A 13,662-nucleotide genomic window follows, 5' to 3' on the forward strand; every position below is an offset into this window, starting at 1 on the left:
ATAACCGCTGAAAGCATCTAAGCGGGAAGCCTGCTTCAAGATGAGGTATCCCACCCTACTTTGTGGGGGTAAGGCCCCCAGCTAGACGACTGGGTTGATAGGCCGGAGATGTAAGCTCGGTAACGGGTTGAGTTGACCGGTACTAATAGGCCGAGGACTTGACTACAAAGCTGCTACGCGTCCACTGTGCAACTCTGAACAAACAGACGGCCTTGGTTGGTTGTTTGATATGTTCATAGAGTTACGGCGGTCATGGCGGAGGGGAAACGCCCGGTTACATTCCGAACCCGGAAGCTAAGCCCTCCAGCGCCGATGGTACTGCACTCGGGAGGGTGTGGGAGAGTAGGACGCCGCCGGACATTCTTTCGTTTCAGGGCCACCCCTAACCGGGGTGGCCCTGAAACGCGTCTGCGGCCATTTTGTCGAACACTCCCACCGGTGCCGCCCGCCTCGGTAGCGTCGACCGGGGACCCGCCGTCGGGCGGCGTTCCCCACGACCGTGGCCGGAAACCCGTACGTGGCGTTCGCCTCCAGCGCTATTGGGACGCTCCGGCCGGGGTACCTGCCCACAGTTCGACCGGATCTGACCGCCGGGAGGCGGAGGCAGGAGTGGTCATGAAGATCGGAATCATCGGGTCGGGACACATCGGTGGCACCCTCACCCGTCGGCTGAGCGCCCTGGGCCACGAGGTGACGGTCACCAACTCACGGGGGCCGGAGTCCCTCGGGGACCTGGCGCGGGAGACCGGCGCGACCGCGGGAACCCTTGAGCAGGCCACCGACCAGGCCGAGGTGGTCGTGGTGGCCATCCCGCTGCGGGCGGTGCCGGAGCTGCCGGCCCGACTCTTCGAGGGCCGGATCGTGGTGGATGCCGACAACTACTACCCCCAACGGGACGGCGACATCGCCGAGCTGCTGGACCGCAGTCTCAGCTCCAGCCGGTGGACGGCCGAGCACCTCAAGGGCGCCCGGGTGGTGAAGGCGTTCAACAACATCCAGGCCCAGCACCTCATGGACAACGGCCGGCCGGCCGGCGCGGCCGACCGGATCGGGCTGCCGGTGGCCGGCGACGACGCCGACGCCAAGCGCGCCGTGATGGAGCTGGTCGACGCCCTGGGCTTCGACCCGGTCGACGCCGGCACCCTCGACGAGAGCTGGCGGCAGCAGCCGGACACGCCCGTGTACGGCACCGACCGCGACGCCGACGGCGTACGCCAGGGGCTGGCCGACGCGCGGCCCTGAGAGCCCGTCCCGGGCGGCCGGGCGTGTTTCGCGTACCCAAGGTGATGCCCCGCCGGCGAGGTGCCGGCGGGGCATCGGTGTGTCCGGGCCCGGCGGACCTCAGTCGGCGGGGCCGCCGCAGACGTAGCGCGGCTCGGCAAGGTACCGCCAGGTGAACTTCTCCCGCTTGACCACCTTGCCGTCCTTCTTGATGACCCGGAAGGCGTCCTGGGTGAAGCCGTCGATGCCGTTGCTGGGGATGCACGACGGGCCGGGCGTGAGGTGGATGGTCTTCGGCTTGGTGACGTCCCGGCGGGGGCCGTACTCCGTCTTGACGCTGTCGTAGATCTTCGTGCTCCAGATCGACACGGTCACCGAGCTGGCGGTGGTCGAGGTGTCGATGAGGACGCCGTACTTCGTGTTGTTGCGGAACTTGAAGTCGAGGTTCGGCCAGAAGATCGTCGACTCGATGACCGGCGGGTACCGGCTGAACCAGTAGGAGTGCGGCTTGTGCTCGACGTCCTCCAGGCCCGCGTAGTAGGTGGCGTTGAACAGGGTGGTGGTGAACTGGGAGGTGCCCCCGCCCACGCCGGGGACGAGCTTGCCGTCGAGGATCACCGGGGCGTCCCGGTAGCCCTGGGCGTAGCCGCGCTCGCCGGTGTGGCCGTTGAGGGAGAACGTCTCGCCGGGCAGCACGACCGTCCCGTCGACGTCCTTGGCGATCTGGACGATGTTCTGGCTGCGGGGCGAGGAGAGGCCGCCGGTGAAGTGGGTGGTGAACCGGGAGACCCGTTCGGAGATGCCCAGCCCGGCCAGTTTCTCGGTGGTCAGCTCCGGCTGGGTCTCCTTGAGCCGGCCGGTGACCTTCCGGTCGTCGGTGCGGGGCAGGACGGCGAGCAGGTCGCGGCTGAGCGCGGCGCTGTCGAGCTGCTCGCCGGGGCGCCCGTCGACCGGCTTCGGCTTGCCCCCGGTGACCGTCATCCGGGCGTCGCGGGGCTCGGTCTCGATGGCGTCCAGCTTGTCGCCGAGGGCGGCCCGCAGCCGCTTCACGTCGACGCGGGGGGTGAGCTTCCCGGCGTCGTCGGCGGTGAAGCGCAGGCTCCGGGCGATGGCGGCGGGCGGGATGGTGACGGAACCCTTGTCGGTGTCGAGGGTGACGGGGGCGGCGACGGCGGGGCGGGCCAGCTCGGCGACGAGCTTGTCGACCTCCTCGGCGCTGGTCGCCGGCGTGTTCTCCACCAGCGGCACGGTCACCGGCTGACCGGAGAGCCAGCCGGCGCGGACCGCCTGGGCCGAGCGCTGCGGGTCGAGCGCGAGGCCGGACCTGGGGCGTACCGGCTTGGGGGTGGTGCCGGTGAAGATGATGGCCGGCACGGTCCACTCGCGGGTCTGGTCGCCGGCCGCCTTGCGCAGGGCCGCGTCGAGCCGGGTGGCGTCGACGGTCACCACCGGGGCGACGGCGCGCGAGCCGACGAGGCGGCTCACCGGGTGCGCCTGGGCCTTCGCCGCCGCGTCCACCGTCGCTTCGACGTCCACCGCGAGCCCCACGTCGGCGGGGGCGAACTCCAGGCTCTTCTCGCCGACCGTCACCCGCAGGGGGGCGCTCGGGGTGCCCGCCCGCTCCAGCTCAGCGCGTAGCTCGCGGATCGCGTCGGTGCGGCTGCGTCCGCCCAGCTCGGTGCCGAGCACGGTCGTGCCGCGCGGGACGTCGCCGGCGTACGCGTAGGCGCCCACCCCGCCGACGGCGGCCAGGACGACGGTGCCGACGCCGGCGGCGAGCAGGACCCGCAGTCGGCGGCTGCGGAAGGCCGGCCCGGTGCCGGCTGTGGCCTTTGTGGCTGCCGGTGCGACGGGGTCCGGCTCGTCGACCGGCCAGCTCACCGCGGTCACCTTGACGGTCGGCCGGTCGTCGGCGGGCGGTCGTGTTTCGCCGTACAGAGTCACAGCAACCTCGATCGGTACGTACCACGTGGGAGCCTCTCCCACCCGGGAGACACCTACGGTAACCAACGGCGGGGCCGTCCGGCAGTCTGCGTCCCCGGCCGGGTCCGGGCAGCGTGTCAGCGTGGGGCGCACCGGCTGTCCGTCGGGCTGCGCGGGCTGGTCATGCGGGATTTCCACGCCGGTATCGCCGTCGGGGTGATCGATGGATCACTCTCAGCGGTCTGGCAGGTTCCCGTTACCAAAAAGTTACCGGCGGGTATCACGGCTACGTCGCGTGAGTCTCGCCGCGTCGCCTGTCGCACTCGGCCCGGTTTGTCCGGTGGGGCGTCGAGGTGGGCGTTGACCGAAGGTGACCATAACCGATCTTGATGGCGCGGGCGAGTTACCCGCCGGTAGCAAGGGTCTTGTGACCTGGGTCGCTTAGCGGCAGCATCCAATCCGCACGCTGCGCGCACCGTCCGGCCAGCGGATCGCAGCAGCCACCGCAGCTTCCCCCACCCCCCGAGCCGCGATCCCGCGCTCGGTGACCCCCGTTCGAGGAGGACCTCGTGAAGGATTCGGAAGACCGTCTGGAGCAGGGCGGCACCCGTTGGCGGCGGTTCGCCGCGATGATGGTGCCCGCGACCGCCGTCGCCGGCGCCATCGTCTTTGGCATGGCCAACGGCGCGATCGCGGCGTCGTTCGCCGTCTCCGGCCAGACCTTCAAGGTCGGCGCCTCGAAGCTGGAGGGCACCGGCTTCAAGCAGTACGGCGGGTTCGTCAAGGAGAAAGACGGCACCGCCCACCCGGTGGCGGTGTCCGAGATCGCGGACGCCAAGCTCTACGACCTGTGCCAGTCGGTGAAGATCCCCGACCTGCCGATCGTGCTCACCATCAACGCCGGTGGCGGCGGCAACCCGGCCACCGCCAAGGGCCTGCTGATCGACATGGACTCCCTGGGCGGCGACGCCGAGTTCAAGAACATCAAGATCGGCCGGGACGCCACCGACCTCAACGAGGGGGCCACCGCCAAGTCGTTCGGCCAGAGCGCCGACAGCGTGACCATCACCGACCTGGAGCAGGTGGCCCGCTCCACCAGCGCCGCGATCTTCACCCTCAACGGGCTGAAGCTCAAGGTCAACGTGGGTGCCGCCGCCAAGGAATGCTTCTGAGCCAGCCACCGGGCCCGTGGGGGGTGTGCCCTCCACGGGCCCCGGCCCGCCCTCGTCACCAGTGAGCACCGCCAGGAGGAGTACGTGACGACCGCCAACCCGCAGCACGCCCAGCCGGGCGGGGTCAGTCAGGCGTGGCGCAACTTCCGCCGCTGGCGTCGGGCCCGCCCCTTCTGGGGCGGCCTGTTCACCGCGCTGGCCGGGCTGGAGATCTTCTCCACCACCCAGATGAGCCTCAGCGGCCTGAGCTTCCAGATGGGGCCGACCGGCTTCCTGTCCTGGCTGATCCCGGTGATCCTGGTGGCCTGCGGGATGCTGATGTGGTTCAGCCCGCAGCAGCGGATGTTCTACGCGATCGTCGGCGCGGTGACCGCCGTGTTCTCGCTCATCGGGGTCAACCTCGGCGGCTTCTTCGTCGGCCTGCTGCTCGGCATGGTCGGCAGCGCCCTCGGCTTCGCCTGGGTGCCCGCCCGCCGACCGGCCGCCGCGCCGGCCGGGTCCGGCCCGCCCGCAACCGCGACCGAAGAGCCGGCCGGAACCGCGACGGCCGGGCCGGTCGACGCCGACGCCGACCGCGCCGGCGAGGCGGCGCTGGTCGACGAGCTGATGCCCCGCGCGCAGCACCCCGACGACGTCACCGGCCCGCTCACCGACACCCTGCCGCCGCCCCGCAACCCCCTGCGCGAAGCGCTGCCCGCCGACGCCGCACCCCCGCTACGGGAGTCCCCGGCCGCCGGCGCGGGCGACGACAGCACCCAGGTGCTGCCGAGGGTCGGGGCGGACGGCCGCCCGCAGCCCCAGCCGGCCGAGGACGGCCCGGGCCGACGCGGAACGCATCGGGACCCGAGGCTGCTGGCGATCACCCTGGTGCTGCTCAGCGTCTCGGCCGCCGGGGCGCTGGCGCTGCGCGACCAGGCCCCGGTGCAGGCCGCCCCCGCCGCCCCGTGCCCCACCCCGTCCGCCACCCGCACGGCCGAGCCCGAGCCGTCGGCGTCGCGCCCGGCCAGCAAGAGCCCCACCCCCACCCCCAGCCCGAGCGCGGAGAAGACCTCCGGGGGCAACGTGCTCACCGACATCATCGACGGCATCGGCGACCTGTTCACCGGTGGCGACGACGACGCCGAGCCGGCCGCGAGCCCGGAGCCGACGGGCACCGCGTCCACCACCGGCACACCGACGTCCACCGCCCGGCCGACCGCTTCGGCGAAGCCGACCCCGGACGCGTCGGCCAGCCCCGACAAGCCCGGCGACGGGTGCGCCACCCCCGAGCCCACCGAGCCCGCCGAGGTCGAGCCCGGCGAGCCGCTGCCCAGGATCGCCCCCGAGCCGGGCCAGCCCCGGGTGGCGGCGAAGCCGTCGAAGCTCACCGGCTCGAAGGTCACCATGACCGGGCTGCGCTTCGAGGGGATCGTCGACCTGCCGACCGGCGACGGCACGCTCAAGGCGCTGAAGTTCAGCATGGCCAAGAGCGTCACCGACGACTTCCAGCTCCTGGCCGACGGCCCCGGCGGCCGGAGCCAGCGGTACGTCACGGACCGGCTGACCGTCCAGGGCGACGTGGCGTTCTACGCCACCCGGTTCGTCGGGCGGCTGCTCGGCATCAAGATCACGCTCACGCCCGACCTGCCGTTCCCCGACGGCATCCCGATCACCTCGCCGATCCCGATCACCTTCACCGACCCGGTGATCGACCTCGCGTACGTCCAGTGCGACGTCCTCACCGGAAAGCCGGCGCTGAAGCTCGACCTCGCCTGAGCCGCCCCCGACGCGACGGCCGGGGCCACACCCCCGGGCCCCGGCCGTCGTCCGTGCGGGAAACTCAGAGACGGGCGAGCGCCCGGCGCAGCGGGTCGAGGCCCAGCGCCCCCAGGTCCAACGCCTGCCGGTGGAACTCCCGCAGGTCGAAGTCGGCGCCCTTGCGGGCCTTCGCGTCCTCCCGGGCCTGGAGCCAGATCCGCTCCCCGACCTTGTACGAGGGGGCCTGCCCCGGCCAGCCCAGATAGCGGTTCAGCTCGAAGCGCAGGTTCTCGTCGGGCACCCGGCAGTGCGCCCGCATGAACTCCCAGCCCAGCTCCGGGGTCCACCGCTCGCCCGGGTGGAAGTCGAACGGGTTGTCCTTCGGGATCTCCAGCTCCAGGTGCATGCCGATGTCGACGATCACCCGGGCGGCGCGGAACGCCTGCCCGTCGAGCATGCCGAGCTTGTCGCCCGGGTCCTCCAGGTAGCCCAGCTCGTCCATCAGCCGCTCGGAGTAGAGCGCCCAGCCCTCGCCGTGTCCGGAGACCCAGCACAGCAGCCGCTGCCAGCGGTTGAGCAGGTCGGCCCGGACGGCGGTCTGCGCTACCTGGAGATGGTGACCCGGCACGCCCTCGTGGTAGACGGTGGTCACCTCGCGCCAGGTGGAGAAGTCGGTGACGCCCTGCGGCACCGCCCACCACATCCGCCCCGGCCGGGAGAAGTCCTCGCTCGGGCCCGTGTAGTAGATCGCGCCGTCGCTGGTCGGGGCCAGGCAGCACTCGATGCGGCGCACCTGCTCCGGGATGTCGAAGTGGGTGCCGTGCAGGTCGCTGATCGCCTTGTCGGCCAGCGCCTGCATCCAGTCCCGGAACGCCTCCTTGCCCTGGATGGTGCGCGCCGGGTCGGCGTCCAGCGCGGCCACCGCCTCGTCGATCGTCGCGCCCGGCCCGACGATCCGCGCGGCCACCGTCCGCATGTCGGCCTCCAGCCGGGCCAGCTCCGCGAACCCCCAGGCGTACGTCTCGTCGAGGTCGACGCGCGCGCCGAGGAAGTACTGCGAGGCCAGCGCGTACCGCTCCCGGCCGGCGGCCTGCTTGTCGCGCCCCAGCGGGGCCAGTTCGTCGCGGAGGAACTGGCCGAACCCGGCGGTGGCGGCGGTGGCCGCCGCCGCGCCCCGGCGCAGCTCCGCCCCGAGCGTGCCGTCGACGCCGAGCCGCTCCACCAGGCCGTGGAAGAAGTTGTCGCCGCTCGGGTCCGTCCAGACGTCGCACTGCTTGGCGACCTCGACGAGCTGCGCCTTCGAGCTGACCCGGCCCGCGCCGGCCGCCTCGCGCAGCGTCGTCTTGTAGCCCTCCAGGGTGCCCGCGAACCGGTTGAGCCGGGCCGCGATGTTGGCCTGCGCCTCCTCGCCCTCGGTGGGCATCAGGTCGAAGACCATGCGGATGTCGTGCAGCCCGCTGGCGATGACGTTGACCTCGCTGGTCGTCTCACCCGCCTCGTACCGGGCGAGGTCCAGGCCGAGCCGCTCCTGCATGGCCTCCCTGGCCGTCCGCTCCGACTCGGAATCGGGCTCGGTCACGTCGAGGTCGGCCAGCGTGCGTCGGGTCAGCTCCGCCCGGGCCGCGTAGCCCTCCGGCGACAGGTCGTCGAGCTGGTCGTCGTGTCCGGCGATGCCGACGTAGGTCGCGCCGACGGGGCTCAGCGGCGCCCAGTCGGCGACGTATCGGTCGGCGAGGTCATCGATTCGTCCCACGGGGTGACACTACGCGACCGGGCCGGGCGGTTGTCGAGCGTGATTGCCGTGTTCAGGGCAGCAGCTCGGCCGGGTCGAAGTCGATCGGGAACGGCGCGTCGGCCCGCAGCCGCTCCCCGCTGACCGCCCGCGCGACGGTGTCGTAGACGCCAGACGTGCCGAGGGCGAACAGCTCGACCGCCGCGTGCCGCAGGCGGCGGGAGAGTTCGACCCGCATGAAGTACGGCACGCCGGCCGCCGCGCACCGGCGCGGCTTGTCGACGAAGTCCTGCCGCCGGCTGCCGGGCGAGACGAACTCGACGGCCATGGTGCACAGGCGGGCCGGGATCCAGCGGTCCTCCTCGTCGTCCTTCGGCAGACCGTGCAGCACGGTGACGTCCGGCTGGATCCAGCGCTGCGGCGTGAAGGTCAGGTTGACCTGGCCGTACACGTAGAAGCCGGCGGCCTTGGCCGCTGGCTTCAGGAGGTGGGCGAGCTCGATCTCGGCATAACTGTCCGTGCCGACCTCAGCGGGCGTCATGACCAACCTTCCGTCGATGCACTCGTACCGCACATCGGGCAGCTGCGGCAGCGGGAGGTACTGCTCCGCGAGCTGGGTGGTCCAGATCCCGTCGAGATCGACGAGCGGGTCGAAACGCATCGGCATCGCCATCGGGGGCACCTCCTCGGCTGGTCAACGCACCACCACTGTAGGTGGTTCCTGTGGTGGTGGACACGGTGGCGGGAAACCGCGCGACAGCGTCGCACCCCTGCGGCAGAGTGTCAGGGGTGACACCCGATACCACCCCTGACAGGTCGGCGCTGCGCAGCTGGCTGCCCGGCTTCCTCGCGCTCGCCGCGATCTGGGGCGCGAGCTTCCTGTTCATCAAGGTCGGCGTCCGCGAGCTGCACCCGCTGCACCTCACCCTCTACCGGGTCGCCGCCGGTGCGCTGACCCTGCTCGTCGCGCTCGCGCTGCTGCGCGACCGGCTGCCCCGCGAGCCCCGGATCTGGGCCCACCAGTTCGTGGTCGCCGCGCTGGGCGTGGCCGTGCCGTTCACCCTCTTCGGCTACGGCGAGCAGCGGATCGAGTCGATGCTCGCCGGGATCTGGAACGCCACCACGCCGCTGATCGTGCTGCCGATGGCGGTGCTGGTGTTCCGCACCGAGCGGCTGACCACCCGCAAGGCGGTCGGGCTGGGGCTCGGCTTCGCCGGGGTGCTCGTGGTGCTCGGCGTCTGGGCGGGCGTCGGCGGGGCCCACTTCACCGGTCAGCTCATGTGCTTCGGCGCGGCGGCCTGCTACGGCTTCGCCATCCCGTACCAGAAGCGGTTCGTCGCGGGCAGCGCCCACTCCGGCCTCTCGCTCTCGGCGACCCAGCTCGTGTTGGGGACCGCGCAGCTCGCCGTGGTCGGCCCGCTGGTGGCGGGCGCGCCGCCGCTGCCCACCGACCTGTCGCCCGGCGCGCTGGCCAGTGTGCTCGCGCTGGGCGCGCTCGGCACCGGCCTGGCCTTCGTGATCAACCTGCGCAACATCCGGGTGGCGGGGGCGAGCACCGCCTCCATGGTGACCTACCTCGTGCCGATCTTCGCCGTGCTGGTCGGGGCGCTGGCGCTCGGCGAGCGGCTCACCTGGCACCAGCCGGTCGGTGCGCTGATCGTGCTGGCCGGGGTCGCGGTGACCCAGGGCCTGCTGGGCCGGCGCGGGCGGGCCCGCAGGGTCGACGTCGCCCCGCCGGCCGCCCCGGTCGCCGCCCGCTGAGCCGGCGCACGCCGGGCCAGCCCACGTCGAGCCGCTGCGCGTCGGTCAGCCCCGGGCCCACGCCACGAGGCGCTCCGCCGGCCAGGTGTTGACCACCCGGTCGGCGGGGACGCCGCACAGGGCCGCCCGCTCGCAGCCGAACCGCTGCCAGTCGAGCTGGCCGGGGGCGTGCGCGTCCGTGTCGATAGCGAACCGGCAGCCCGCCTCCAGCGCCCGCCGGATCAGCCGCTTCGGCGGGTCCTGCCGCTCCGGCCGCGAGTTGATTTCGACGGCCACGTCGTGCTCGGCGCACGCGGCGAAGACGGCGTCCGCGTCGAAGTCGCTCTCGGCCCGGGTACGCGGCCGGTGCGCCCGGTCGCCCGGCCCCCGCACGCCGGCCGGGCGCGACGACACCATCCGGCCGGTGCAGTGGCCCAGGATGTCCAGGTGCGGGTTGGCGATCGCCGCCAGCATCCGCCGGGTCATCCGGGCCCGCTCGTCGTTGAGCCCGCTGTGCACCGAGCCGACGACCACGTCGAGGCGGGCCAGCAGCTCCTCCTCCTGGTCCAGCGAGCCGTCGGCGAGGATGTCCACCTCGATGCCGGTGAGGATGCGGAACCCCTCGGGCAGCGCCTCGTTCACCGCCGCCACGTGGTCGAGCTGGCGGCGCAGCCGGTCCGCCGTGAGCCCCCGGGCCACCTTGAGCCGCGGCGAGTGGTCGGTCAGCACGACGTACTCGTGGCCCAGCTCGACCGCCGCGAGCGCCATCTCCTCGATGGGCGAGCCGCCGTCGGACCAGTCGGAGTGGGTGTGGCAGTCACCGCGCAGCGCCTCGCGCAGCGCCGTGGCCGCGGCGTCCAGGTCGGTGCCCTCGGTGGCGACGAGCCGGCGCAGGTAGACCGGCTCCTCGCCGGCCAGCGACTCGGCGACGCAGCGGGCGGTGACGTCGCCGACGCCGGCCAGCTCGGTGAGCCTGCCGGAGCGGGCCCGTTCGGCCAGCTCCGCCGCCGGCAGCGCGGCCAGGGCCGCCGCCGCCGACCGGAACGCCCGCACCCGGTAGGTCGCCTCGTTGGCCCGCTCCAGCAGGAACGCGATCCGGCGCAGGTCGGCGATGGGGTCCCGGTCGGTCATGCCCTGCAACCTACGCGCCCGCGCCGCCGGTCGGGGTACGACCGGCGGCGCGGGGTGGTGCGTCAGTGCGGACCGGTCAGGAGTACGGCAGCTTCACGACCGACTGGTTGCCGAGGCCGAGGGTGCTGGGGCTGCCGCCGATCGCCGACCAGACCTCCACCTTCACCGTGCCGTTGGCGAGGTTGCCGAGGGCGCCGCTGCTGGAGTGCAGCCCGGCGGCCTGGGTGTAGTGCTCGTACCCGGGGACCGGGTCGGTGGCGAAGTAGCGGTAGGTCTCCACCCGTTCCCAGCTCCCGTTGCCGGTGAGGTCGTAGGAGAGCCGCACCTGCACCCCGTTGCCGACGGCGGTGCCGGCGTCGAGGAACAGGTCGAACGCGGTCTGCCCGCCGGCGTACGCGAGGTTGAGGCCGGTCGCGGTGAACACCCGGGCGTTGGTCGGGGTGCCGTCGTGGTTGCCGTTCGCCGCCGCCACCGTCGTGGTGCCCGCGCCGCCGGCCGCACCGAGCCCGCCCCCGGCGAGCAGGTAGCGCGTCGGCGAGCTGGCCGGCGGCGTGGCGGTCGGCGTCGGGCTCGGGCTGGTGGGCGTCGGGGTCGGCGTCGGGCTGGTGGTCGGCGTGGGGCTCGGGGTGCCGGTCGGCGGCACGCCCCCGGCGGCGTTGCCGCCGCTCCACGTGTACGCCCCGGTGGTGGCCGTCTTCCCGGCCCCCACGGTGAGCGCGGTGCCGTCGGAGAACCGCACCGTGACCGGCGCGGCGGTGATGTTCGACGCCACGTACGTCCGCGCCCCGTTGCGGGTGAAGACGGCGCTCAGCGGGTGGTTCGCGCTGACCGTGGTGTCGACCGTGCCGAGCGCGGCGAGGTTGCGGATCCAGTGGAAGGTGTGGGCGCGGCTCTCCCCCTCCTCCGGCGTGTACCCGGGGTTGGCCCGCAGGTTCGACAGCGCCGTGGCGGGGTCGCCGAGCGCCTGGAACTGCCAGAGGATGTCCTGCCACACCGTCGGCTGCCCGTTGTTGTTGCGCACCAGTTCGGCGTAGTTGGTGCGCACGTACGCGGGGTCGTAGCCGAGGTAGAGGTGGCCGCCGGTGACGGGCAGCAGGTTGATGCCCTGGATCATCTCCGGCTCGGCGCTGAACCAGGTCGCGTACGCGCCGCCGTCGCCCCAGACCATGCCGACCGTCGAGTGCTCGAACCCGGCCGGGAAGTTCTCGTCGGCGTGGTCGAACCAGTATTCCTGGATCGCCGCCGCCTGCGTCGTGTAGAGGAAGATGCCGGCGTCGCGGACGGCCGTGTCGCCGGTGGCCTGACCCCACTGGATCAGGGCGTTGGCGAAGTTCATCCCCTCCGACGAGGACTCCTGGTTGTTGCCCGCCCCGAACGAGCCGTGCCCGGAGGCCCAGTCGTGGCCGGCGTAGATGTCGAAGTCCCGCAGGTACGGGAACCGGGTGTCGTTGCGGTCGTAGTTGTCGGCGTCGCGGATGAGCAGGTCCACCATGCCGCCGTAGCGGGCGTCGGTGGCCCACTGCGGGTCGAACTTGGCCAGGGTGGCCGCCGCGGCGATGAAGTAGCCGTAGTGGAAGTGGTGGTCGTTGAGTTCCTGGTCGGACCCGTAGGAGGCCGGGTAGCCGATCAGGGTGCCCCAGTTCTGGTCGTAGTAGAAGACCTTCGCGGTCTTGCCGGGCGAGGCGGTGAACCAGTCGGTGAGGGTGGACCGGATGGCGTTCAGCGCGCTGTCGCGGGTGGTCGTGTCGTCGACGAGGTCGGCCACCTCGGCGATCCGGGCGGCCCGGCCGAGGCCCTTGCCCGTCCAGTACGTGTCGCCGCCGCGCTGGTCCGTCGGGTTGCCCCGCACTGCGGCGAGCTGGTCGCGCAGGGTGGCCAGGTCGGCGCCGGAGCCGTCGCCGACGGCCGGCAGTTCGGGCAGCACCCCGTGGTAGGTCATGGCGGTGCGGAACTGGGTGACGCCGGTGAGGACCTTCATCCGGCCGCGCGCCGACGGGTACGTCTGGGTGATCGGCGTGGAGCCGGTCAGCGCCCTCCACTGGTGCGGGTAGAGGCTCACCACGGTCTGCGTGGCGGTGCCCTCCCGGGGCGTGGTGGTGAACGCGTACGTGGTGGTCAGGCGGCTGGCCGCCTGGTCGTACGCGTACGAGACGCGGGTGCCGGTGACGTGGGCGTGCGCGTACCGGCCGTAGGTGGTGGCGAGGCTGGTGCGTTCGGCGGCGGTGCTGCCGGCGGTGGTGGGCAGCAGGGCGACGGAGAAGTAGCCCTTGCCCGCGAGGGTGGACGAGATCCGGCCCCCGCTGACCGTCCAGCTCGCGCCGCTCGGCGCGTACGCGACGTAGTCGTGGCCGGCGACGGTGAAGCCGATGGTGGCGCCGCTGTTGGACCAGACGGTCGGGGTGCTGTTGGCGTTGACGACGGCGTCGCCGCCGGTGGCCTGGAAGTAGGCGAACGGCAGGCCGTGGCCGATGGTGGCGCGCAGGGTGCGCGCGCCGTCGCTCCAGTACGGGGTGACGGTCCAGTCGGTCCAGCCGGCGACCTTCACCGTCGGCGCGGCGAGCCCGGCGACGCCGACGCGGATGTCCTGCGTGTACGGGTAGTGGAACTCGCCGACGCCGGTGGCCGTGCCGCTGATCGCCGGGGTCGAGTTGGCCGAGAAGCCCAGGCCGTCGGTGAACGTGTCGTAGGACAGCGGGTGGGCGTGCAGCGGCTCGCTGTAGGCGCAGTCGGTGCGCTTCCACAGCAGAGACGACCACCAGTCGTTGGTGGGCACGGCACCGGCGGGGGCGTCGGCGGTGACGTGCTGCCGGGGGTTGGTGGAGAGCTGTCCGCAGCCGGAGGGCAGCGGGCCGACGGGCGTGGTGGTGTAGCTGCCCGCCCCGACGGACGCGGCCTGGGCGGGGGCCGTGTTGACGGCCACGGCGAGGCCGCCGGTGGCGAGGGCGAGGACGGTGGACGAGACGAGGGCCCAGAGGCGGTGGCGGTGTGGTGTGGGAGGTGTCACGG

Annotated in this window: 8 protein-coding genes, 2 rRNA genes and 1 pseudogene; 6 read left to right on the forward strand and 5 right to left on the reverse strand. The window is 72.6% G+C overall.

What is annotated here, in order from left to right:
- The 3 genes from GA0070558_RS28380 to GA0070558_RS28390 all read left to right on the forward strand — a co-directional run.
- Window positions 1-166: ribosomal RNA gene (locus GA0070558_RS28380) — 23S ribosomal RNA — on the forward strand; the annotation flags it as partial.
- 76 nt (window positions 167-242) lie between these two features.
- Window positions 243-359 (forward strand): 5S ribosomal RNA (gene rrf / locus GA0070558_RS28385).
- Window positions 360-615: 256 nt separating this feature from the next.
- Complete coding sequence (locus tag GA0070558_RS28390; RefSeq protein ID WP_077937918.1) at window positions 616-1,242, forward strand: NADPH-dependent F420 reductase; 627 nt, start codon at window positions 616-618, stop codon at window positions 1,240-1,242.
- A 99-nt stretch (window positions 1,243-1,341) separates the two neighbouring features.
- On the opposite strand, the gene GA0070558_RS28395 is transcribed toward GA0070558_RS28390, so the two are convergent.
- Entirely contained in the window at window positions 1,342-3,165 is a 1,824-nt protein-coding gene (locus tag GA0070558_RS28395; RefSeq protein WP_091285337.1) for a VanW family protein, read from the reverse strand.
- A 608-nt stretch (window positions 3,166-3,773) separates the two neighbouring features.
- On the opposite strand from GA0070558_RS28395, the gene GA0070558_RS28400 reads away from it, so the two are divergent.
- Together GA0070558_RS28400 and GA0070558_RS28405 are read left to right on the forward strand one after the other, a co-directional pair.
- Window positions 3,774-4,316: a DUF6230 family protein gene (locus tag GA0070558_RS28400; protein WP_043966355.1), complete on the forward strand. Its 543-nt coding sequence runs from the start codon at window positions 3,774-3,776 to the stop codon at window positions 4,314-4,316.
- Window positions 4,317-4,400: 84 nt separating this feature from the next.
- Window positions 4,401-6,071: a DUF6114 domain-containing protein gene (locus GA0070558_RS28405; protein WP_091285340.1), complete on the forward strand. Its 1,671-nt coding sequence runs from the start codon at window positions 4,401-4,403 to the stop codon at window positions 6,069-6,071.
- Between the two features lie 64 nt (window positions 6,072-6,135).
- Here GA0070558_RS28405 and GA0070558_RS28410 read toward each other — a convergent pair whose 3' ends face one another.
- Window positions 6,136-7,806 (reverse strand): DUF885 domain-containing protein, encoded by a 1,671-nt coding sequence (locus GA0070558_RS28410; RefSeq protein ID WP_043964855.1) that lies wholly within the window; start codon window positions 7,804-7,806, stop codon window positions 6,136-6,138.
- 52 nt (window positions 7,807-7,858) lie between these two features.
- Window positions 7,859-8,458 (reverse strand): Uma2 family endonuclease, encoded by a 600-nt coding sequence (locus tag GA0070558_RS28415; RefSeq protein ID WP_091285342.1) that lies wholly within the window; start codon window positions 8,456-8,458, stop codon window positions 7,859-7,861.
- 116 nt (window positions 8,459-8,574) lie between these two features.
- Here GA0070558_RS28415 and GA0070558_RS28420 point away from each other — a divergent pair.
- A pseudogene (locus GA0070558_RS28420) lies at window positions 8,575-9,703 on the forward strand (DMT family transporter); the annotation flags it as partial.
- On the opposite strand, the gene GA0070558_RS28425 reads toward GA0070558_RS28420, so the two are convergent.
- A complete protein-coding gene (locus tag GA0070558_RS28425; RefSeq protein ID WP_077937922.1) occupies window positions 9,592-10,656 on the reverse strand; it encodes a PHP domain-containing protein in 1,065 nt (354 codons plus the stop codon). The pseudogene GA0070558_RS28420 and the gene GA0070558_RS28425 sit on opposite strands and share 112 nt — an antisense overlap.
- 76 nt (window positions 10,657-10,732) lie before the next feature.
- On the reverse strand, window positions 10,733-13,660 hold the full coding sequence (locus tag GA0070558_RS28430; protein ID WP_256092173.1) for a glycosyl hydrolase: 2,928 nt from the start codon (window positions 13,658-13,660) through the stop codon (window positions 10,733-10,735).
- Between the last annotated feature and the right edge of the window lie 2 nt (window positions 13,661-13,662).

This window comes from Micromonospora haikouensis, from assembly GCF_900091595.1.
GTDB classification, from domain to species: Bacteria; Actinomycetota; Actinomycetes; order Mycobacteriales; family Micromonosporaceae; genus Micromonospora; species Micromonospora haikouensis.